Annotated in this window: 14 protein-coding genes and 1 pseudogene; 14 read left to right on the forward strand and 1 reads right to left on the reverse strand. The window is 44.1% G+C overall.

Annotation, left to right across the window (positions count from 1 at the left end; all coding sequences use genetic code 11):
• Positions 1-102 precede the first annotated feature (102 nt).
• The 3 genes from topA (at position 103) to rlmKL (ending at position 6,103) form a co-directional block, all read left to right on the forward strand.
• Positions 103-2,730 carry a type I DNA topoisomerase gene (gene topA, locus KFK88_RS04940; RefSeq protein ID WP_223577540.1) on the forward strand — a complete coding sequence of 876 codons (2,628 nt, stop codon included), beginning with the start codon at positions 103-105 and terminating at the stop codon, positions 2,728-2,730.
• A gap of 169 nt (positions 2,731-2,899) precedes the next feature.
• Positions 2,900-3,925: a quinone-dependent dihydroorotate dehydrogenase gene (locus tag KFK88_RS04945; protein WP_223577541.1), complete on the forward strand. Its 1,026-nt coding sequence runs from the start codon at positions 2,900-2,902 to the stop codon at positions 3,923-3,925.
• 24 nt (positions 3,926-3,949) lie between these two features.
• Positions 3,950-6,103: a bifunctional 23S rRNA (guanine(2069)-N(7))-methyltransferase RlmK/23S rRNA (guanine(2445)-N(2))-methyltransferase RlmL gene (rlmKL, locus tag KFK88_RS04950; protein ID WP_223577542.1), complete on the forward strand. Its 2,154-nt coding sequence runs from the start codon at positions 3,950-3,952 to the stop codon at positions 6,101-6,103.
• 55 nt (positions 6,104-6,158) lie between these two features.
• On the opposite strand, the gene KFK88_RS04955 is transcribed toward rlmKL, so the two are convergent.
• Complete coding sequence (locus KFK88_RS04955; protein WP_223577543.1) at positions 6,159-6,869, reverse strand: hypothetical protein; 711 nt, start codon at positions 6,867-6,869, stop codon at positions 6,159-6,161.
• A gap of 138 nt (positions 6,870-7,007) precedes the next feature.
• Between KFK88_RS04955 and KFK88_RS04960 the strand changes: the two genes are divergently transcribed.
• From KFK88_RS04960 to KFK88_RS05010, 11 genes and pseudogenes are all read left to right on the forward strand, one after another.
• Complete coding sequence (locus tag KFK88_RS04960; RefSeq protein WP_223577544.1) at positions 7,008-7,265, forward strand: glutaredoxin family protein; 258 nt, start codon at positions 7,008-7,010, stop codon at positions 7,263-7,265.
• A 327-nt stretch (positions 7,266-7,592) separates the two neighbouring features.
• Entirely contained in the window at positions 7,593-8,222 is a 630-nt protein-coding gene (locus tag KFK88_RS04965) for a TetR/AcrR family transcriptional regulator (RefSeq protein ID WP_223577545.1), read from the forward strand.
• Positions 8,223-8,250: 28 nt separating this feature from the next.
• Complete coding sequence (locus KFK88_RS04970; RefSeq protein WP_223577546.1) at positions 8,251-10,695, forward strand: acyl-CoA dehydrogenase; 2,445 nt, start codon at positions 8,251-8,253, stop codon at positions 10,693-10,695.
• 211 nt (positions 10,696-10,906) lie between these two features.
• Positions 10,907-12,049 (forward strand): annotated as a pseudogene (locus tag KFK88_RS04975) (2-isopropylmalate synthase); the annotation flags it as partial.
• Positions 12,050-12,062: 13 nt separating this feature from the next.
• On the forward strand, positions 12,063-12,563 hold the full coding sequence (locus KFK88_RS04980) for a hypothetical protein (protein WP_223577547.1): 501 nt from the start codon (positions 12,063-12,065) through the stop codon (positions 12,561-12,563).
• On the forward strand, positions 12,563-13,021 hold the full coding sequence (rimI, locus tag KFK88_RS04985) for a ribosomal protein S18-alanine N-acetyltransferase (RefSeq protein WP_223577548.1): 459 nt from the start codon (positions 12,563-12,565) through the stop codon (positions 13,019-13,021). The genes KFK88_RS04980 and rimI overlap by 1 nt, the downstream gene beginning before the upstream one ends.
• Before the next feature lie 98 nt (positions 13,022-13,119).
• Entirely contained in the window at positions 13,120-14,400 is a 1,281-nt protein-coding gene (locus tag KFK88_RS04990) for a mechanosensitive ion channel family protein (RefSeq protein WP_223577549.1), read from the forward strand.
• Between the two features lie 62 nt (positions 14,401-14,462).
• Positions 14,463-16,040, forward strand: a complete 1,578-nt coding sequence (gene prfC, locus KFK88_RS04995) for a peptide chain release factor 3 (RefSeq protein WP_223577550.1) — start codon at positions 14,463-14,465, stop codon at positions 16,038-16,040.
• Between the two features lie 19 nt (positions 16,041-16,059).
• Positions 16,060-16,857 (forward strand): TatD family hydrolase, encoded by a 798-nt coding sequence (locus KFK88_RS05000; RefSeq protein WP_223577551.1) that lies wholly within the window; start codon positions 16,060-16,062, stop codon positions 16,855-16,857.
• Between the two features lie 148 nt (positions 16,858-17,005).
• Positions 17,006-19,933, forward strand: a complete 2,928-nt coding sequence (locus KFK88_RS05005; protein ID WP_223577552.1) for a TonB-dependent receptor domain-containing protein — start codon at positions 17,006-17,008, stop codon at positions 19,931-19,933.
• A 179-nt stretch (positions 19,934-20,112) separates the two neighbouring features.
• Entirely contained in the window at positions 20,113-21,894 is a 1,782-nt protein-coding gene (locus KFK88_RS05010; RefSeq protein WP_223577553.1) for a GspE/PulE family protein, read from the forward strand.
• Positions 21,895-21,922: the final 28 nt, after the last annotated feature.

Raw genomic sequence — 21,922 nt, forward strand, 5'->3', positions numbered from 1 at the left:
GTTATTAATAAAAAAGGATAAACAGGTCAGCCGCTACAAGTTGCCCTGTTTTTTGTATATATAAAACAATTAAGTGTTTGATTTTTAAGAAAAGATTCTTTTATGGGTAAATCCTTAGTGATAGTGGAGTCGCCAGCAAAGGCGAAGACCATTAATAAATATCTGGGTAATGACTTTGTTGTTAAGTCTAGTGTTGGTCACATTCGTGACCTGCCAACAGGCTCGAAAAAAAAGCCTGTTGATCCCAAAGAACGCGCGCGAAAAGCTGCCGAGACTCGAAAGCTATCGCCTGAAGAAAAGGCCAAGCATAAAGCCCGTAAAGAAAAGCAGGCGCTGTTTGATCGGATGGGGATTAACCCCGAAGAAGGCTGGGATGCGACCTATGAGGTCTTGCCTGGCAAAGAAAAAGTTTTAAATGAATTAAAGAAACTGGCTAAAGACGCCGACGAGGTCTACCTCGCAACGGATTTGGATAGAGAGGGAGAGGCCATCGCGTGGCACTTGCGCGAATCTTTAGGTGGTGATGATAGCCGCTTCAAGCGTGTTATTTTCAACGAAATTACGAAGAAAGCGATTCAAGAAGCATTCCAAAAGCCTGGCATATTGGACATGAATTATGTTCATGCTCAACAAGCGCGTCGATTCCTCGACCGCGTGGTAGGCTTCATGGTGTCACCATTGTTATGGCGTAAAATTTCTCGTGGTTTATCAGCTGGTCGAGTCCAGTCAGTGGCTGTTCGTTTATTGGTTGAGCGTGAACGCGAGATCAGAGCTTTCATCCCAGAGGAATACTGGGATGTTCATGCCGATACGTTAACGCAAGGCGATAATGATCTGCGCTTGATGGTCAGTAAACATCAAGGCAAAAGCTTTAAGCCAACCAATGAAGCTGATACCAACGCTGCGCTTGAAGAACTGAAAAAAGCGACTTACAGCGTTCTGTCACGCGAAGATAAGCCGCAGAAAAGTAAAGCGCCCAAACCTTTTATTACCTCGACATTGCAGCAAGCAGCGAGCACTCGCTTAGGCTTCGGGGTAAAGAAAACCATGATGATGGCTCAGCGTTTGTACGAAGCGGGTTATATCACTTATATGCGTACAGACTCGATGAATTTGAGTGCGGACGCTGTGTCAGCCTGCCGTGATCATATCAACGATCAATATGGCGCAAAATATCTGCCAAAAGAGCCAAACGTCTATTCCAGTAAAGAAGGCGCACAAGAAGCACACGAAGCGATTCGCCCGTCGGATGTTGGTGTGCGCGTATCGCAACTGAAAAACATGGAAAAAGATGCTGAGCGTTTGTATGAGTTGATTTGGCGTCAGTTTGTTGCGTGTCAGATGATGCCTGCTGAGTTCGACGTGACGAGCTTGAAAGTTAAAGCGGGTGATTATGAATTAAAAGCTCGTGGTCGTGTGATGAGCTTTGATGGTTGGACAAAAGTTCAGTCGATGCAAAGCCGTGGCAAAGAAGATCAAGAATTACCGGACGTCAAAGAAGGCGAAGAATTGAGCTTACAGAAGCTTGATCCAAAGCAGCATTTCACCAAACCACCAGCACGTTATTCAGAAGCTGCGCTGGTTAAAGAATTGGAAAAAAGAGGCATTGGCCGACCTTCAACCTATGCTTCGATCATTTCTACGATTCAAGATCGCGGCTATGTGCGTCTGGAGAATAAACGTTTTTACGCGCAAAAGATGGGCGAAATCGTTACCGACCGTTTAGTCGAGAGTTTTGATGACTTGTTGGACTATTCGTTTACAGCGACGATGGAAAAACACTTGGATGAAATTGCCAAGGGTCGTTCTGATTGGCGCATTACTTTAGACGAATTTTACGAAGAGTTCTCAGAGCAGCTGAAAAAAGCCGATCAATCGCAAGACGAAGGTGGCATGCGTCGCAATGAAGCGGTTGAAACGGAGCTTGATTGTGAGAAGTGTGGTGAACATAAGCTGGCTATCCGCAATGCGAGTACCGGCGTCTTCTTAGGCTGTACAGGTTATTCGTTGCCACCTAAAGAGCGTTGTAAAAACACGGTTAATCTAATCCCTGGCGAAGAATTTGTCGCCGCGGATGAAGACGAAGAAGCGCGTTACTTACACAGCCGCAAACGTTGTCCAAAGTGTAATTCGACCATGGATGATTATTTGGTTGATGAACAAACCAAGTTGTTTATCTGTGGCAATAACCCTGATTGCGATGGTTACGAAGTCGAAAAAGGCGAGTATAAAATCAAGGGGTACGATGGCCCTGTTCTCGACTGTGATAAGTGTGGCAGTGAAATGCAGCTTAAGACTGGCCGTTTCGGAAAGTATTTTGGTTGTACCAATGAAGACTGTAAAAATACGCGGAAACTTCTGAAGAATGGTGAACCAGCTCCGCCGAAAGCCGATCCAATCCCAATGCCAAATCTTCAGTGTGAAAAAGTTGATGACCATTATGTCTTGCGTGATGGCGCTGCGGGTATCTTCTTGGCTGCGAGCAAGTTTCCGAAAAACCGTGAAACACGCGCACCGGCGGTCGATGAAGTTCAACAAGTTGAAGACCAGCTCGATCCTAAGTATAAATTCTTAGCCAAGGCTCCGACTAAAGATCCAGACGGTAACCGTACTTTTGTTAAGTTTAGCCGTAAAACCAAAGAGCAGTATGTGGCTGGCGTTAAAGAAGACGGTAAAGCCAGTGGTTGGGCGGCGTTTTATAAGAATGGTAAGTGGCAGGAGAAAGAATAACTGGTTATATCTACTGCGCTCAGCCATACTTTGTTCAAATCCACTTTATAAGTACTCGATTACTAGTGTAAACTCCGTCTTATAAAGTGGATTTCGCCGCGTCTTGCTATCGCTCGTGACGATATAACGGCAATCTTTTCTGTAATTGACAGTCATTTCTGGGCAAAACATGTACTCTTTACTCCGTTCTATTTTATTCCAGCTCGATGCAGAGCGTTCGCATCACCTATCACTGAATTCACTCAAGCTTGCTAAAAAGCTGAGTTTAACGGGCTTATTGGCGAAGCCTTTAGTGGACGATCCGGTGGAAGTGATGGGCATCAAATTCCCGAACCGTGTCGGTTTGGCTGCTGGTCTCGATAAAAACGGTGAGTATGTTGATGCCTTGGGTAGCTTGGGGTTCGGGTTTGTGGAAGTGGGAACGGTAACTCCACGATCACAACCAGGCAATCCAAAGCCACGCTTATTCCGTATTAAGGAAGCTGAAGCTATTGTGAATCGCATGGGTTTTAACAATGATGGCGTGGAGCAGCTACTGGAAAACGTCAACAGTGCGAGTTATGACGGCGTATTAGGAATTAACATAGGCAAAAACTTTGATACCCCTGTCGAAAAGGCGGTGGATGACTACTTAATTGGTATGGAAAAGATTTATACCAAGGCTGATTACATGGTGGTCAATATTTCGTCTCCGAATACGCCTGGATTGCGTGATTTACAGTTTGGTGAGACTTTGAAAGCGTTACTCAGCGCCTTAAAAGAAAAGCAGCAGCAACTTGAAAAAGAGTACGGTACCTATAAACCGTTGGCTATTAAAATAGCACCTGACTTGTCTAGTGATAATATTCAAGAGTTAGCCGAAACATTCCTTCAATTTGAAATGGATGGGGTCATAGCAACCAATACGACTTTTGATCGTAGTCAGGTGGAAGGCATGGAGCATGCCGATGAGCAGGGTGGTTTGAGCGGTAAGCCATTGGCAACTCAGTCGACTAAAGTCATTAAGAGCCTAGTTGAAGCTATGAATCACAAAATCCCAGTGATAGGTGTCGGCGGCATTCATGATGGTGAAACAGCCGTCGAGAAAATTGAAGCCGGTGCTTCTTTAGTGCAAGTGTATTCAGGTTTTATCTATGAAGGTCCGCAGTTAATCCATGACGCCGCGAAAGCTATTAAGCAACGTTACAGTCGCTAATATTTATTGAATATCGAGAATTTTATGCAGTTTTACGCAATTTGTCCCAAAGGTGTTGAGTCACTACTGGCTACGGAGCTAGAAAGTTTTGGTGCAACCAACCTTAAAGAACATCCTACTCATGTCACATTTGAAGGAGACTTGAAGCTGGCGTACACCAGTTGCCTGAATTCTCGCTTGGCCAATCGCATCTATTTGTGTTTGCTTGATGATACGTTTGACACACTGGATGAATTTTATCGCAAAGTGAATAGCCTAGAGTGGAGTTGGCACTTTGACTTCAAGCAAACCTTTGCTGTGTCTTGCGTTGCGCGAAAGAACAAACATATTCGTCACTCCGGCTTCGGTGGTCAGAAAGTAAAAGATGCGATTGTTGATTACTACATGGAGCGTTATGAACAGCGCCCTTCGATCGATAAAGACAATCCAGATTACCGCGTTCATGCAGTCGTTAATGGCAATCAGATTAAAATTGGTATTGACCTTTGTGGGCATGGTTTAAATCAACGCGGCTATCGTGAAGAAGGTGGTCGCGCACCGATTAAAGAAAACTTGGCTGCAGCGCTTCTGATGCGTGCTGACTGGCCGCGTTTAGCGGCAGAAGGCTACGACTTCCATGACCCCATGTGTGGTAGTGGTACGTTACTGATTGAAGCTGCAATGATGGCGGCGGACGTGGCTCCAGGTTTGCTCAATCATGATTATGCTTTTCATCAATGGAAACAGCATGATGAGGAGCTGTGGCAAGAAGTATTAACCACCGCTAAGGATAAAGCTGAACAAGGAAAGCAAACGCTAAGCAATCACTTTTACGGTAGCGATAGTTTTCGTAAAAGCTTACCGTTGGCAAAAGACAACGCTGAAAAGAGTGGGCTGTTAGAGTTTATACAAATCGACGAGCAAGACATTCGTCACCCTAAACAAGCACCGGTGAGCGACAAGGGCTTACTGCTATCTAACCCACCCTATGCCGAGAGGTTAGGCGAGGAAGAGCAAGTGACCCAGTTGTATCGTGATTTTGGTGATTACATGAAGGCTCGATGCCAAAATTGGCAGGCGGGCTTTATTACCACCGATGAACAGTTTGCTAAGGCTGTTGGTATTCGCTCGCATAAGCAATACAAGTTTAAAAATGGTGCCTTAGACTGCAAGCTATATCTATTTGAGGTTGCGCCGGAAAACTATTACAAACCGTTTGATCCAACTCGCTGGAACCCAGACTGGGATAAAAATCTTCCAGAGGGTGCGGTGATGCTGAAAAACCGTCTTAAGAAAAATACGCAACGATTGAAGTCGTATCTCAAGCAGAATGAGGTGACTTGTTATCGGTTGTATGACGCCGATCTTCCTGAGTATGCCGCTGTTATTGATGTGTACGAGGATGAGGCGCACATTCAAGAATATTTGCCACCAAAAGATATCCCCGAAAAAGTGAGCCGTAAGCGATTGCAGGATATCGTTCGAGTGACCGCAGGTTTGCTCGAAATACCAGAAGTGAACGTTCATTTAAAGCAAAGACAGCGCCAAAAAGGCAAGCAACAGTACACTAAGCAGTCTTCTGATGAGGATTTCAAGGTGGTGCAAGAGAATGGCTTTAAGTTTCAGGTGAACTTAAAGCAGTATTTAGATACCGGATTGTTCTTAGATCACCGTAAAACACGCAAGCAGATTCATGGTGAAGCTAATGGTGCCAAATTCCTAAACCTATTTGCTTATACCGGCTCAGTGAGCGTCTATGCAGCTATGGGTGGGGCTTCTACCACAACGGTGGATATGTCTAAAACTTACGTCAATTGGGCTCGGAAGAACTTTAGTTTGAATAGTATTTCGCCTTACGGACACAGTTTTGTTCAATCTGATTGCATGCAGTGGTTAGAGGAGAATCAAGATCAGTCACAGTATGATCTGATATTTCTTGATCCACCAACGTTCTCAAACTCAAAGCGTATGGACACCACTTTTGATGTGCAGCGAGATCAGGAAAAACTGATTACGATGACCATGAGTTTGTTAAAACAGGGCGGCAAACTCTATTTTTCAAATAATTTCAAAAAATTTGCTTTAGAAAAGAGTTTAACTGAAGCTTTTGACATTCACGAAATCACAGGCAAAACCTTGCCTCCAGACTTTAAAAACAGCCGCAACCATCATCGGTGCTGGTTGATTCAACATAAATAACAAAAAGCCCAGCATGTGCTGGGCTTTTTGATGGACACAAGGCTCTGCAATCGAATTACTTTTTCTTCTTAGTAACACGTTTTTTAGCAGGAGCTTTCTTTTTAGTGGCTGCTTTTTTCTTAGCCGGAGCTTTTTTCTTAGCTGGGGCTTTCTTTTTAGCAGGTGACTTTTTCTTTGCAGGAGCTTTTTTCTTTGTTGCGGCTTTCTTTTTGGTCGCTGCTTTTTTCTTAGCAGGAGCTTTCTTTTTCGCCGTTGCCTTCTTCTTAGCGGCAGCAGCTTTTGCTTTTTTCTTAGCAGCAGCTTTCTTTTCTGCAGCTTTCTTCTTAGCGGCGGCTTTTTTAGCGGCAGCTTTTTCTCGAGCAATACGTTTCTTTTCCGCGGCTTTCTCTTTTTTGGCTTCTTTAGCAGCCCAATCTTTTTCAAACTTAGCGATAGCTTTATCTAAAGCAGCTTGCTTTCTTTCTGCAGCTTTTCCATCGGCTAGAGCTTTTTTAGCTTTATCTTGAGCTTTCACAGCTTGATTAACAGCTGTTTTAGCTTTCTTAGCTGCATCTTTAGCTTTCTTAGCTGCAGCCTTGTTAGTTTTGTTTGCTTTATCTTTCGCTTTCTTAGCTGCAGCTGCCGCTTTCTCGCCAGCTTTTTTTGCAGCGTCACGAGCTTTCTTCGTAGCGTTGGTAGCTTTCTGTGCAGCAGCTTCAAGTTGCTTTACAGTTTGCGGTTTAGACTTTGCTTTTTTTGCAGTAGCCTTAATAGGTTGTCTAGCCATGGTTGTTTCCCCTATTTGTCGTGTGATGTTTTGATTAAATTTCAATCAAATTATACGAAAAGAATTTTGTAATGTTAAACATTAATTATGATAAAGTTGCCTTATTGAAGTGTTTTTTGATGTTTTTTAATAAAAACTATGCCAAATAAGCAAGAAATAATTTTTTATACCACTTTTGGTTGTCATTTATGCGAACAAGTTGAAGCAATGATTTTTGCTTTAAATCAGCAAAAAAATTTAGCTGCTCGCTTCGATATTATTGCTTACGATATCATTGATGATGAAAAAATTTTAGAGCAATATCGAACAACCATTCCTGTATTAAAAAATGCCGTTACTCAAAAAGAATTATTTTGGCCTTTTAGCTTTGAAGAATTGGACCAGTGGTTAACTTAGTGCTTTAAATTTTATATGGCTCTTTTTTTAAAACGATAGTTTTTTGAACCACGGTCTTTTGCTGTTCTTTAGTTTTGATAAAAGTAGATCAAATCACATTCTTATATAACCGTTATTCCGATATTAATTTCACTCGTGCCAGCTTTTCGTTGTGTAGATGGTTCTGGGTGGTCCCGCTATCTATAGGGTTCTAATCATAGAAAACCTTTTTCTTAGCTCGTGTCTTTAACCCATGCCTGTTAGAAGGTTTGCTTTAGATGCTTGACAATATTGCGTTTTGAACGTATGTTTCAAACAAGTGTTTTACTGTGCCATAGACTAGAATTTATGAGTTTACATGATACTACCCAAACCAAGATCCTTGATGCTGCAGAGTTTTTATTCGCTGAACGCGGGTTTGCAGAGACCAGCCTAAGGACTATTACTGGTCGCGCTAAGGTTAACTTGGCGAGCGTCAATTATCACTTTGGATCAAAGAAATCTCTAATCCAGGCGGTTTTTGACCGTTTTTTGCAGGAGTTTACTGCCCAACTGAGCAGTCACTTGGATCAATTAGAACGTGAGCCTGCAGAAGAGCTGCAAGCTGAAACGTTACTTTCAGCTCTGATCGATCCGCTATTGTCACTGAATACGACACGTAATAATGCGGTTTCAATCTTTATGAGATTATTGGGTCGAGCCTACGCTGAAACTCAAGGGCACTTACGTCGTTATGTTACTGAGCGTTATGGTCATGTATTGGTTCGTTTTACACACTTATTTCAGAAGGGATATCCTGAGTTGAGTAATGATCAGATCTTCTGGCGTTTGCATTACATGTTAGGCAGTTTGATTTTTACCTTGGCAGGCAGCGATGCACTACGTCAAATTTCTGAAGCAGATTTTAACCGTAGCCTTGAAGTTAAAGATGTGATCCAAGAAATGGTTCCTTTCTTAGCTGCGGGTATGAAGGCATAAACAAGTTTTAAGGTATTGAGGAAAGATAATGATAGGGTTAATTGAGCTAGTCATCATGTTATTGGTAGTTGCTTATTGCGCTTACCAAAGACTTGCAATGAAAACCGTGATGCTGATTAATGGTGTGGCGCTAGTCGTACTATTATTTGTTTTCGATAATTCGTGGGGCTTTTTTGCATCGCTTCTGATTTATGGTGTGGTGTCTTTATTTTACTTCCTGCCAGATCTACGAGTTGACTGGATCTCACGCAAACTTTATCGCTTCATGCAGAAAGTATTACCTCCAATGAATGAAACAGAAAAAACTGCGTTAGAAGCGGGTGATGTTTGGTGGGAGGGTGAGCTATTCCGCGGTAAACCTGATTGGAATACGCTATTAAACTATAAAAAGCCCCAGCTAACTGAAGAAGAACAGTCTTTTGTCGATAATGAAACAGAAGAGTTGTGTTCTATGCTTGATGACTGGGATATCGTTCATAAGCGTAAAGATTTGCCACCAGAAGTTTGGGCTTTTATTAAAGAGAAAGGCTTTTTAGGCATGATCATCCCTAAAGAGTATGGCGGCAAAGGCTTTTCTGCATTGGCCCACTCAACTGTAGTAACAAAAATTGCGACTCGTAGCGGTAGTGCAGCGGTAACAGTGATGGTTCCGAACTCACTTGGTCCGGGTGAGTTATTACTTCATTACGGTACGCAAGAGCAAAAAGATCATTACTTGCCTCGTTTAGCGGAAGGCAAAGAAATTCCATGTTTCGCACTAACGTCGCCTGTCGCTGGTTCTGATGCTGGTGCTATTCCGGACAAAGGGATTGTGTGTAAGGGCGAATTTAATGGTGAAGAAACGCTAGGTATTCGTATCACTTGGAATAAACGCTACATTACATTAGCACCAGTGGCGACGATTGTTGGACTGGCATTCAAGTTATATGACCCAGAGGGCCTGTTAGGTGACTCTGATAAAGAAGACTATGGGATCACTTGTGCATTGATTCCGGCGGATCACCCTGGTGTCGAAATTGGTCGTCGTCACCTACCCATGAATCAAGCATTCATGAATGGTACAACAACAGGTAAAGATGTTTTCATTCCGATGCACATGCTGATTGGTGGGCAAGATTATGCTGGCCAAGGCTGGCGCATGTTGATGGAGAGCTTAGCTGCCGGTCGTTCGATTTCATTGCCAGCTATGGGTACCGCGGTTGCTAAGTTGGCTTACCGCATGACAGGTGCTTATGCCTTGGTCCGTGAGCAGTTTAAGTTGCCGATTGGCCGCTTTGAAGGGGTTGAAGAGGCGATGGCGCAGATCGCTGGCCTCGCTTATCGTACAGAAGCGAGTCGTGTGATGACGGCTGGTGCAGTTGATTTAGGTGTGAAGCCATCGGTTGTATCGGCAATCGCTAAATACCATATGACTGAAATGGGTCGCGATATCATGAATCACTCCATGGACGTTCATGCTGGTCGGGCGATTATCATGGGTGAGCGTAACTATCTTGCAAATGGCTTCATGAGCCAACCGATTGGTATCACGGTTGAAGGTGCCAATATTCTGACCAGAAACCTGATGATATTTGGTCAAGGAGCGATACGCTGCCATCCGTATGTCTTGCGTGAAATGTTAGCGGCGCAATTGGACGATGAAGAAGAAGGTGTCAAACGCTTTGATAGCTTGTTATTCCGTCATATTGGTTATGGTGTCAGTAACTTCTTCCGTACATTAGGTTTAGGTCTGACTGCAGCAAAAATTGCGGACAAACCTGTCGCTGGTGAAACCGGTCGTTATTATCAGCAACTGACGCGCATGAGCTCAGCGCTGGCGCTAACTTCGGATGTTGCGATGGGTACGCTCGGTGGCGACTTAAAGCGTAAAGAACGCTTGTCGGCACGTTTAGCGGATGTTTTAAGTCATTTATACCTTTGCTCAACCGTTTTGAAGTACTACGAGGATCATGAGCGTCCATTAGCTGATTTGCCTTATGTGCGTTGGAACATGGAGTATGGCTTACATAAAATCCAAGAAGCATTCTATGATTTTTATGAAAACTTCCCGAACAAGGTCGTGGGTAAAGCGTTGCAGTTTATCGCGTTCCCGTATGGTAAAAGTTATCGCAGACCTTCGGATAAGCTTGAGCGTGAGCTGGTTCTACCGATGATGAAAGATTGCGAAATTCGTGATCGTATTACGCAATACGCCTATGTCGGTAACACCGACGATGACATCACTGGACGCGTCGAGTTAGCCTTCAAGAAAGTCTTGGCAGCGGATAACGTTCGTTACAAGCTTCGTAAAGCAATGAAGGCTAAAGAGTTGGATAAAAATCTTACCAACATGGAGCGTATTGAACAGGCTATTGAAAAAGGCATCATTAACGAGGAAGAGAAGCAAATCCTTACCGATGCAGAAACGGCCCGTATGGACGTGATTCAGGTGGATGATTACTCCAATGACCAAATTTCTGGTGTTGTGGATTAGCTCTAGCTTAAACGTATCAAAGGCGCCATCTGGCGCCTTTTTTATAGCAATCACTGTAATAGTACATGTCTAACCAGTATTCAAGGCTTATCTATATTGACCATAATTTGGTATTCTAAGGTATTGAGTTTATGATATGGGGTAGAACTATGAAGAGCTATAGTAAGCGTTGCCCCACATCCAACATAAAGAGATTGAAGAGACCGAATATATGTCAAAAGATAAATTAGTCATTTTTGATACGACTTTGCGCGATGGTGAGCAGAGTCCTGGTGCGTCAATGGATAAAGAAGAAAAACTAGAAATCGCGCAGCAGTTAGAAAAAATGAAGGTTGATGTTATCGAGGCGGGTTTTGCAGTAGCAAGTCCAGGAGACTTTGAGGCTGTTAAATTAGTCGCTGATAATATTAAAGATAGCACTATTTGTTCGTTATCACGAGCAGTGCCAAAGGATATTGAAGTCGCGGGAGATGCCTTAAAAGGCGCTAACTCCGGGCGGATTCATACGTTTATCGCGACATCTCCGCTCCACATGAAGTATAAGCTTCAAATGGAACCTGAGGATGTGATTGAGCAGGCCGTTAAATCGGTAACATTGGCTCGTAGTCTGTGTGATGACGTCGAATTCTCATGTGAAGATGCTGGCCGATCGGAGCTAGACTTCATGTGCCGCATTATTGAGAAAGTAATCGATGCGGGGGCGCGTACGATTAACATTCCTGATACCGTTGGCTATAACATGCCCGATCAATACGCTAATACGATTGAGCAGTTGATCAAGCGTATTCCTAACTCTGATAAAGCGATTTTCTCAGTGCACTGCCATAATGACTTAGGTTTGGCGGTAGCAAATTCGCTGGCAGCGGTACAGAAAGGCGCACGTCAGGTTGAATGTACCATTAACGGTTTGGGTGAGCGCGCGGGTAATGCTTCTCTTGAAGAAGTGGTCATGGCCATCAAAACCCGTCCAGATTACTTTAATGTGGATGTGGATATTGATACGCGCCACATTGTTCCAACCTCACAGCTTGTGTCAAAAGTGACCGAGTTTGCGGTACAGCCTAACAAGGCTATCGTCGGTGATAATGCATTTGCTCATGAGTCAGGTATTCACCAAGATGGTGTTTTGAAGAATCGTGAAACCTACGAAATTATGCGTGCTGAAGACGTGGGTTGGGCTAACAACCGTATGGTTTTAGGCAAGCACTCGGGTCGTAATGCATTCAAAAGTCATTTAGCAGAGCTGGGTATCCAGTTCGAGAACAACGATGATCTGAAAGAAGCATTTGTAGCATTCAAAGAGCTTGCCGATCGCAAGCATGACATTTTAGATGAAGACTTGTTGAGTTTGGTTAAGCGTTAATGTCATGACGAATTGGAATCGAGCTTATCTTGATGCGTTAGAGGTACCTATTTGGGTACCTCTAAACGATCAGGAGCCTGAAAATACGAAAAGTTTAGATGCCAAGAATGAAGCAGCTGCCGCCACGGCCGAAGCTAAAGAGTCGGTAACAAGTCAGAGCTTAAGCAATGACACCGCAACAACGCTTGTGTTGTTAGAAGGGCAAGTCAACGCAGATTTCATCTTTGTCGTACCTCATGATGCTGAGCTGACCCAATGTCGGGCAGCGCTGAAGCAGTTCGAGTTTGCTTGGCGCACCTGGCTTGAGCAGCCGTTCTCTGCGGCGATTGCTCAGTTAAGTGCTCAGTCAGATGAAGGACACTCAATAGAAGCATTAGGCGGTAAGCTCATTGCCTGTGGGCAAGATTTATCCTCCCATGATGTCCCAAGTATTCCTGCACCACATTTAAACCTTTCTCAGGCCAGTAAAAAAGACTGGTGGAGTCTTCTCCAGCGTTTATCCTAATGGAATCCAATAGTGTTATTCGTCCGCTTGAGGTGATTGATTTAGAGCAAGTGGTGACGATCGAGCAGGAAGCTCACGAATACCCATGGAAGAAAAGTATTCACCTCAGCTGTATCGAGCAGGAATACCCAAGTCTCGTGTTAGAGCGTGAGGGGCAAATCCTTGCATACGTTATCTTTAATTACTTGTATGACGAATGCCATTTAATGAACATAACGACTCAGAGTAGCCACCAAGGCCAAGGCATAGCGACCCAGTTGATCCAGTCGCTGTATAGTCATGCGAAGCTTGCGGGTATGAAAAGTGTGTTATTGGAAGTGCGCGAATCGAACCAACCCGCTATAGCGTTTTATCAGCGACAGCAATTTGAAGTCATTGGTCAACGCCTTGGTTATTATCCTGCGACAGGTGGTCGTGAAGCAGCCATCGTGATGAGAAAAGCGTTGCTCGAAGCGTAACCAACTCCAAAAGTCCAACTGGATTATTCTTGATTCTTCAACAGTTCCCTTCGAATTGATAGACTAGGCATCACTTATTGTTATTGAAGGTTTGTAGGATGCAGCAACGTTTTAGTCAGTGGTTACAGGCTCAAGGGTATGAGTTTACCGATATCACGGCATTGATCATGGTATTGGGCTTAATCCTCGTAATATCTGTTGCCATACACTTCATTTTCCATCGTGTGGTGTTACGGTTCCTTGATAAAATGGCGCAAAAGTCACAGAAGCGATGGCGTAAGGCTTTCTTTGAGAGAAAACTCTTCACACGAATTGCCCTCGCTATTCAGGGAATTATCATTTATGTCCAAGCTGGGCTTTGGCTTAAACCTGAGACAGAAGTGTTGCAGTGGGTGCAAACGATTTCTATCCTCTGGGTGTTATTATTTATCCTACTGGCTGCCTTTTCACTGCTTGATGCGCTACTGGACATTTCATCGGGAGAGTCGCGCTTAAAGGGCTTGCCGTTAAGAGGCTTATTTCAAAGCGTTAAGCTGGTTGCCACAATCGTGGTCATTATATTGGGTGTCTCTGCGCTGATTGGTAAGTCGCCATTGTTGATTTTGAGCGGATTAGGTGCGATGACAGCGGTCATCATGCTGGTGTTCAAAGACCCGATTCTGGGGCTGGTCGCGGGTATTCAGTTATCGGCTAATGATATGCTCGAAGTTGGCGATTGGCTAGAAATGCCATCTTATGGTGCAGATGGTGATGTGATAGAAATTGCATTGACAACCGTAAAAGTACGCAACTGGGATCAAACCATTACGACCATTCCAACCTATGCATTGATTTCTGATTCTTTCAAAAACTGGCGAGGCATGATGGAAGTGGGTGGTCGCCGTATCATGCGCCAAGTATTGATTGATGCTACATGTGTTGAGTTTTTGTCAGACGATGACATGAGTCGCTTGAAAAAAGCTCGCCTGTTGGAACCTTACTTGGCTGAACGCCATCAGGAAATCAGTAAGTACAACGAAGAGAACAAGTTTGATTTAAGCTCCCGAGCAAACGGGCGCCGTATGACCAATCTTGGGACCTTTAGAGCGTATTTACTGAATTACTTAAAAAATCGAAACGATATTCGACAAGACCTAACACTTTTAGTGAGGCAGGGGCAGTCATCATCCACAGGCATCCCTCTGGAGGTGTATGCCTTTACTGCGACGACAAAGTGGGCTGAGTATGAAAATATTCAATCGGATATTTTTGATCATATCTTTGCCGTCTTGCCAGAGTTTGGTTTGCGTTTGCACCAGTCACCCACCGGGCATGATTTTTCTAAGCTGGCAGCGAGACAAATAAACACGGAACAGGCTCGCGAAACGACCGATAATTAGCTTATAATGCCCGCTTTTGCGGGCTTCGGCCTATAAAACTGTTTAATTGTTAAGAGAGTGGCATGTCTAAACTGACGTCTGAAATTGAAAACCGTCGAACTTTTGCGATTATTTCGCACCCAGATGCGGGTAAAACCACCATTACCGAGAAGGTCTTACTTTTTGGTAAGCAAATTCAAGAAGCTGGTGTGGTAAAAGGACGCAAGGGTAAGCATGCGACGTCTGACTGGATGGAGATGGAAAAGGAGCGTGGTATCTCGGTGACCACCTCGGTCATGCAGTTTCCATACGGCGGTAAGACTGTCAATCTTTTGGATACGCCAGGCCACGAAGACTTCTCGGAAGATACCTACCGTACGCTGACTGCTGTGGATTCGGCATTAATGGTGATTGATGGCGCTAAAGGTGTCGAGGCACGAACGATTAAATTGATGGAAGTGTGTCGTTTACGTGATACGCCGATTATTACCTTCATGAACAAGATGGATCGCGATATTCGTGATCCTATTGAACTTTTAGACGAAGTTGAAGATGTTCTAAAAATTAAATGTGCACCCGTATCATGGCCGATTGGCATGGGTAAGCAGTTTAAAGGTGTTTATCACTTACTTGAAGACAAAACCTACCTGTATAAATCAGGGCAAGGCCACACGATCCAAGAAGAGAGAGTCATTGAGGGCTTAGACAACCCTGAGTTGGATGAGGCCATCGGCAGTTTGGCGGGTGATTTGCGCGACGAATTAGAATTAGTATTAGGGGCGAGCCATGAATTTGACCTACAAGAGTTCCTTGATGGGCAGTTGACGCCAGTCTTTTTTGGTACAGCACTAGGTAACTTTGGTGTTGACCATATGCTGACTGGGCTCGTGAAGTGGGCACCCGCTCCGTTGCCACGCGAGACTGAGCATCGAGAGGTTGTGGCGACCGAAGAAAAGTTTACGGGGTTTGTGTTTAAGATTCAGGCGAATATGGATCCGCAACATCGCGACCGTATTGCGTTTGTGAGGATTTGTAGCGGAAAGTACCAAAAGGGTATGAAAATGCGTCACGCTCGTTTGGGGCGTGATATTGCCGTGAATAATGCACTAACCTTCCTTGCCGGCGACCGTGAGCATTTAGAAGAAGCGTATGCGGGCGATATTATTGGTTTGCATAACCATGGCACCATTCAAATTGGTGATACTTTTACTGAGGGTGAAGAGTTGAAGTTTAAGGGCATTCCAAACTTCGCTCCAGAACTGTTCCGTCGTGTTCGTTTACGTGATCCAATGAAGAATAAAGCTTTACTGAAAGGGCTGGTTCAACTTTCAGAAGAGGGCGCGACGCAGGTCTTTAGACCCCAAAACTCTAACGACTTAGTCCTTGGGGCCGTTGGTGTGTTGCAGTTTGACGTGGTTGCGGCTCGCTTAAAGAACGAATATAAAGTAGAGTGTATCTATGATCAGGTGAATGTGGCGACTGCTCGCTGGGTCACTTGTGATGATGAAAAGATGTTTGAAGAGTTTAAACGCAAAAACGCAGATAATATTGCTCTTGATGGTGGGGACAATTGGAGTTACTTAGCGCCGACAATGGTTAATTTGAATTTAGCCATGGAACGCTGGCCTGATGTTAACTTCTTAGAAACACGAGAGCACTAACTAGGAACCGCTAAAGTCGATGTTTAAGCCGAAACGAAAAGCACCGAATATCAAGTTATTCGATAGTCATTGCCATCTGGACTTTTCCGTTTTTGACAATGATCGAGATGCAATTTTTGAGCAAATGCGAAAAGTCGGCATTGAAGGTGTTTTAATTCCTGGCGTTAAAAAAGATAACTGGCGCTTTATTCGCCAGTTAGCGGCAATTAAGCAGGGTGTTTACGTCGCTTTAGGTTTGCATCCGATGTTTCTGAAAGAACATCGAAAGGAACATATTCATGACCTTGAGTTAGCCGCAGGCATTAAGCCTTTGGCAGCGATTGGTGAAATTGGTCTCGACTTTTATGAGAAAAGTCTCGACAGAAAGGTCCAAATCGCCTTATTCAAAGCTCAAGTTGAGATAGCCAAGTCTTGTAAACTCCCCATCGTTCTACACGTACGCAAAGCGCACGAAGACGTTTTGTTGTACTTGAAGACCATGAAATTTCAGGAGGGGGGTATTGTGCACGCGTATAACGGCTCAATGCAGCAGGCTGAACGTTACCGTGACTTAGGTTTTAAATTAGGTTTTGGTGGTGCCATGACCTATGAACGCTCTGTGAAGCTTAGGGACTTAGCTACTAACCTTCCTTTAACAGATATTGTCTTAGAGACGGACGCACCAGACATGATGCCAGCTGGATGCGAGAAAGATCACAACAGTCCACTCAATATTTTTCAGAACTTTAATACGTTGGTCGAGCTTCGCGAAGAGTCATCAGAAGTTATTGCTGAGCAGACCACTCAAAACTCTCTTGATGCGCTTCGCGTATCCTAATGTACAAAAACCAAGCACTTCACATTTTAAATATATCTCAATTGTTATTCAGTATTGATTAAGCTATAAAGCCGAAGGCTTGTGTCTTTTAGTTTCTATAAAGATCAAGCACTTATAATCAATTAATAAATAACAAATGGGGATCATTATGGATCAAAGTAACTTTTTTCCACCCGTCAAAAAGTTACTGGTGGCTGGCGCTGTTTTTGCTGCGTTAGGCTTCAGTAACACAACTATAGCTGCGGAAGAGGATGATGGTGCTGAAGCTGAAAGCATTGTTATTACTGGTTCGCGTATTCGACAAGCGCAGGCAGAAGGCGCTAACCCAGTTCAAGTATTATCACGTGAAGACTTAGAACGCACAGGTTTAAAAACGGTTGGCGATATTTTGCAACGTTTACCTGCCGCTGGTTCTGCGTTGAACACCCGCTTTAATAGTAGCGGTAACTTCGGTTTCCCACCTGATGGGGGTGGTATCGGTGCTGGTGCTGCGGAGGTTGCGCTTCGTCACCTAGATGCAAAGAGAACTTTGGTTCTAGTTGATGGTGTTCGTTGGGTAAACGGTTCATCAGCTTCTGGTGTTTCCAACTCTGTTGACTTAAATACCATTCCAATCAGTATCATTGAGCGCATTGAAATCCTAGAGGATGGCGCATCATCAATCTATGGTTCGGATGCGATTGCTGGTGTTGTTAACGTGATCACGCGTAAAGACTTTGATGGTATGGAGTTTAATGCCTATGGCGGCATGTACGATGAAGGTGACGGTGAAACCGGTCAGTTTGATTTAGCTTTTGGTGCGCAAGGTGATCGCCATCGAGTATTCTTCAGCATTAGCCACTACGACCAACAAAAGGTTGACTCTTTTGAGCGTGAGCTTTCTCGATTCCCAACGCCTGGAACAGGGCTAACTCGCGGTAGTTCGGGCACGCCTCAAGGCCGTTTCTTGTTCTTCGGACAAGACAATAATAATGACGGTGATCCAGATGTTGTTAACTTGACGATTAACGATGGTGTTACAGGAATACCAAGTTATGATCCGAATAACCCTGGCGGTCCTAACGATGATTTCCATGTGTTCACTAACGCTGATCGCTTCAACTTTGCTTCATACAACTTGTATGTCACACCTAGTCAAAGAACGTCGATTTTTGGACAAACGGACTATCAAATAACGGATAACGTTAATTTTTACGCAAAAGCGTTGTATAACAACCGTAAGTCAACTAACCAAGCAGCCCCAGAGCCTATTTTTATCGGTCCTGATGCAGGAACAGGTGGTTTGGCTGACACGGTTATTGTTCACGAAACTAACCCTTACAACCCATTTGGCATGACGCTAGATTCGTCGAACTTCATTTTCGCTGGACGTCGTCCAATTGAAGGTGGCCCTCGTATCTTCCGTCAAAATGTTGATACTAGCTATATTGGTTTAGGTTTCGAAGGTGACTTCGTCGCTGGGGATAACGTGTTCTTCTGGGATGTTAACTACAATCACGGTAAGAACTACGCTACACAGATTAAGCGTGGTGGTTATAACATCCGTCGCATCAAAAATGCTTTAGGTCCATTGGCGGATTGCCAAGCTATGGCTGGCTGTGTCCCTCTGAACTTGTTTGGTGGTCAGGGCAATGGTTCTGGAACTATCACACAAGAAATGTTGGACTATATCCAGTTCATCCAAAAGGATGCCAGTGAAAACGTTATCGATACGATTTCGGCAAATATTTCAGGTGATTTATTTGAAATGCCAGCGGGTTACTTCTCGTTTGCAGCCGGTGTTGAGTCACGTGAGTATCGTGGCTTCTTTGAACCAGACCCAATCGTGGTTGCTGGAGATAGTAATGGCGTACCGTCATCACCAACCAGTGGTTCTTATGAAGTTGATGAGTACTACGCTGAGTTTAAAGTACCGCTGCTAGCAGATATGGCGGCAGCTGAAGAGTTAACTCTGTCGCTGGCTGCTCGTAACTCAGATTACAGTACGTTCGGTTCAGAAACGACAACAAAAGCAGGCGTATTATGGCGTATTAACGAGGAGTTCATGCTGCGTGGCTCCGTGTCAGAAGGCTTCCGTGCACCAAGTATTGGTGAATTGTATTCTTCTGGTTCACGCTTTGATGCGACATTAGCCGATCGCTGTAGTGACTATAGCGGTACTCAGTTTGAAGCAAATTGTCAAACATTGGGTGTTCCTGATACCTATACCCAGCTAAACAGCCAAATTTCCGTCACCACAGGTGGTAACGAAGAGTTGCAAGCTGAAACATCAGATAGCCAAACGCTTGGTTTTGTATACAGTCCACAGTGGGTTAATTCAGTGGATTGGATTAATACGTTAGACTTCAAAGGTACTTACTACAAGCATGAAATTGATGGGGCAGTGCAGGCGATTGATGCTCAAACTCAATTAGATTTGTGTATTAATACCCTTGACTCTCTCTACTGTGACGGTATCAGTCGTGCTTCAACAGGTGCGATTAATGGCTTCAATAACCGCTTGGTGAATATTGGTGGTATTGAGACTTCAGGTTACGACTTAAGCATTTCATATACTGCACCAGAGTCTGACTGGGGCATGTTCTCGGTAACTTGGTTCAACACCTTTGTTAGTGAGTATGTTGAAGAGTCGTTAGGAAATCGTGTGGATTTAGCAGGTATCGAGCGTAATGATACCGGTATTCCTGAGTGGAAGTCTGTATTGACGTTTGGGCTTAATCAAGATGATTGGGGCGTAAGTTGGACAGTACGTTATGTCGATAGTTTGACAGAAGATTGTACTGACTTCTTGGATGGTTCTCCTGATAGCTTGACAGCATTAGGTCTGTGCTCGAATCCAAATACTGCTGATGAGTCACAGTCTAAGAATACGCTGGACTCTCGTATCTATAACGATATTCAGTTCAGTTACTTCCCTGATGTCGATGGTATGGATATGGAGCTTAATGTTGGTATCAATAACTTCTTAGATGAAGAACCACCAGCATGTTATAGCTGTTCATTAAACGGTTATGATCCATCGGTCTACGACCCTGAAGGTGTATTTGCTTATGCTTCGATTAAAATGAAGTTCTAAGTCGATAGACATCAAATAAGAATGGGGCTTCGGCCCCATTTTTTGTGCCTGCTCCTACAGAAAACCCCTTCGCAGGGTTGAACAACGATGAATTTTTCACAGTGCTAACGACTAACTCTTTGAAAATAGGACAATATGCTTTAATCTGGGAGGTAATAAATCACGGACTAAGCGATAACATGACGTCACCATTATCAACCTTTCACATCTTAAAACTGTTACTCAATGCCGATTGGATTTCGGATAAACAGTTTGAGGCAGCAAAGATCCACTTGCGTCAGGTTGATCCTAAACTTCATCCTATTGAGCAGGTCGCTGATTTATCACTGACACGCCATGACCACCATCAGAAGATCATTGATGAGGAAGTCTTAACACGCTTTTTGGCTGGGCTTTATAAATTACCTTACTACCGAATTGACCCTCTTAAAGTTCATGTTGATCAGATTACACAAGTCATGTCCTATGCTTACGCGCAACGTCACAGTATTCTAGCGGTAGAAGTTAATGAGGAGGAAAACAGCGTTAAGGTCGCTGTGATGAACCCTGATGACCTCGCTTGGAAAGAAAGCTTAGGGCAGGTAGTTAGTAAGGATATCATTCCAGTATTTGCTAATCCTGCTGCAATTAAACGATACCAGCGTGAGTTTTACCAGTTGTCAGCTTCAGTCGCTGGAGCAAAAAACACAAAGTTGCAGAGTGAGAATAGCGTTACCAATCTCGAGCAACTGATAGAACTCAAAGGCAGCGAAGAGGCGGATGCCAATGATAAGCACATCGTGCAGATTGTGGATTGGTTATTGCAGTACGCTTTTAAAGAACGCGCTAGTGATATTCACATTGAGCCACGCCGTGAAGTTGGCAAAATTCGATTTCGTATTGATGGTGTTTTGCATAACGTGTATGAACTACCAATCGCCATTACTCATGCGGTGATTTCAAGACTGAAAATTCTTGGGCGCATGGATTTAGCCGAGCGTCGCAAGCCATTGGACGGGCGTGTGAAAACTAAAGCTCCCAACGGGCAGGAGATTGAGCTTCGTTTATCGACATTACCCACGGCATTTGGCGAGAAGTTCGTTGGCCGTATTTTTGATCCAACGGTATTAACACGTGAGTTTGCTGAATTGGGTTTAGAGCCTGAAACTGAGCATACTTGGCGCGAAATGATTGGACAGTCTACGGGGATTGTGTTGCTGACTGGACCAACTGGTTCGGGTAAAACAACCACACTGTATACCTCTTTGAAATTGCTGGCGACCTCAGAAGTGAATGTCTGCACCATTGAGGACCCAATTGAAATGGTCGATCCAAAGTTGAATCAAATGCAGGTGCATCATGATATTAAACTCGACTTCGCAGCTGGCGTTAAAGCTCTGCTACGTCAAGACCCGGATATTATCATGATCGGTGAGATTCGAGACAAAGAGACTGCGCAGATGGCGGTTCAAGCAGCTTTAACGGGGCACCTTGTCATTTCAACGCTTCATACTAACGATGCACCTTCAGCCATGACCCGTTTAATTGAAATAGGGGTAGAACCTTATTTATTGAACGCCACCATGTTAGGCGTGATGGCGCAGCGTTTGGTCAGAACCTTGTGCCCACATTGCAAGCGCCAAACCGATGTTAATCCTGAAGCATGGAAAACGCTTGTCGGTGATGTACCTGATAACAGTCATGCGGCCTCTCTAGACATGCCTGAGCATGTGTATGAACCTGTTGGTTGTGATGAATGTCGACATACTGGATATCAGGGGCGACAAGGGATTTATGAGTTGATGAGCGTTACCGATGAGTTAAAAACTCTGGTGCATGATGATGCTGAAATAAGAACATTAAGGAAGTTAGCGCAAAGCCAAGGTATGAATTTACTTCGAGTCAGTGGTGCATATAAAGTCGCTAGCGGTGTCACGACCATAGAAGAAGTCTTGAGGGTATCTCCAAGAGACAACAATTAGGCTAGAAGCTGAACGAGGCTGGGAGTCC

It is taken from the genome of Kangiella taiwanensis, assembly GCF_020005165.1.
GTDB classification, from domain to species: Bacteria; Pseudomonadota; Gammaproteobacteria; order Enterobacterales; family Kangiellaceae; genus Kangiella; species Kangiella taiwanensis.

Excerpts from the sequence above, each read along its gene's own strand:
- KFK88_RS04955 (WP_223577543.1), bottom strand. The coding sequence starts at position 6,869 with ATGGCTAGACAACCTATTAAGGCTACTGCAAAAAAAGCAAAGTCTAAA.
- prfC (WP_223577550.1), top strand. The coding sequence starts at position 14,463 with ATGTCTAAACTGACGTCTGAAATTGAAAACCGTCGAACTTTTGCGATT.
- KFK88_RS05010 (WP_223577553.1), top strand. The coding sequence starts at position 20,113 with ATGACGTCACCATTATCAACCTTTCACATCTTAAAACTGTTACTCAAT.
- topA (WP_223577540.1), top strand. The coding sequence starts at position 103 with ATGGGTAAATCCTTAGTGATAGTGGAGTCGCCAGCAAAGGCGAAGACC.
- KFK88_RS04970 (WP_223577546.1), top strand. The coding sequence starts at position 8,251 with ATGATAGGGTTAATTGAGCTAGTCATCATGTTATTGGTAGTTGCTTAT.
- KFK88_RS04960 (WP_223577544.1), top strand. The coding sequence starts at position 7,008 with ATGCCAAATAAGCAAGAAATAATTTTTTATACCACTTTTGGTTGTCAT.
- KFK88_RS04965 (WP_223577545.1), top strand. The coding sequence starts at position 7,593 with ATGAGTTTACATGATACTACCCAAACCAAGATCCTTGATGCTGCAGAG.
- KFK88_RS04980 (WP_223577547.1), top strand. The coding sequence starts at position 12,063 with ATGACGAATTGGAATCGAGCTTATCTTGATGCGTTAGAGGTACCTATT.
- KFK88_RS05000 (WP_223577551.1), top strand. The coding sequence starts at position 16,060 with ATGTTTAAGCCGAAACGAAAAGCACCGAATATCAAGTTATTCGATAGT.
- KFK88_RS04990 (WP_223577549.1), top strand. The coding sequence starts at position 13,120 with ATGCAGCAACGTTTTAGTCAGTGGTTACAGGCTCAAGGGTATGAGTTT.
- KFK88_RS04945 (WP_223577541.1), top strand. The coding sequence starts at position 2,900 with ATGTACTCTTTACTCCGTTCTATTTTATTCCAGCTCGATGCAGAGCGT.
- KFK88_RS05005 (WP_223577552.1), top strand. The coding sequence starts at position 17,006 with ATGGATCAAAGTAACTTTTTTCCACCCGTCAAAAAGTTACTGGTGGCT.
- rlmKL (WP_223577542.1), top strand. The coding sequence starts at position 3,950 with ATGCAGTTTTACGCAATTTGTCCCAAAGGTGTTGAGTCACTACTGGCT.
- rimI (WP_223577548.1), top strand. The coding sequence starts at position 12,563 with ATGGAATCCAATAGTGTTATTCGTCCGCTTGAGGTGATTGATTTAGAG.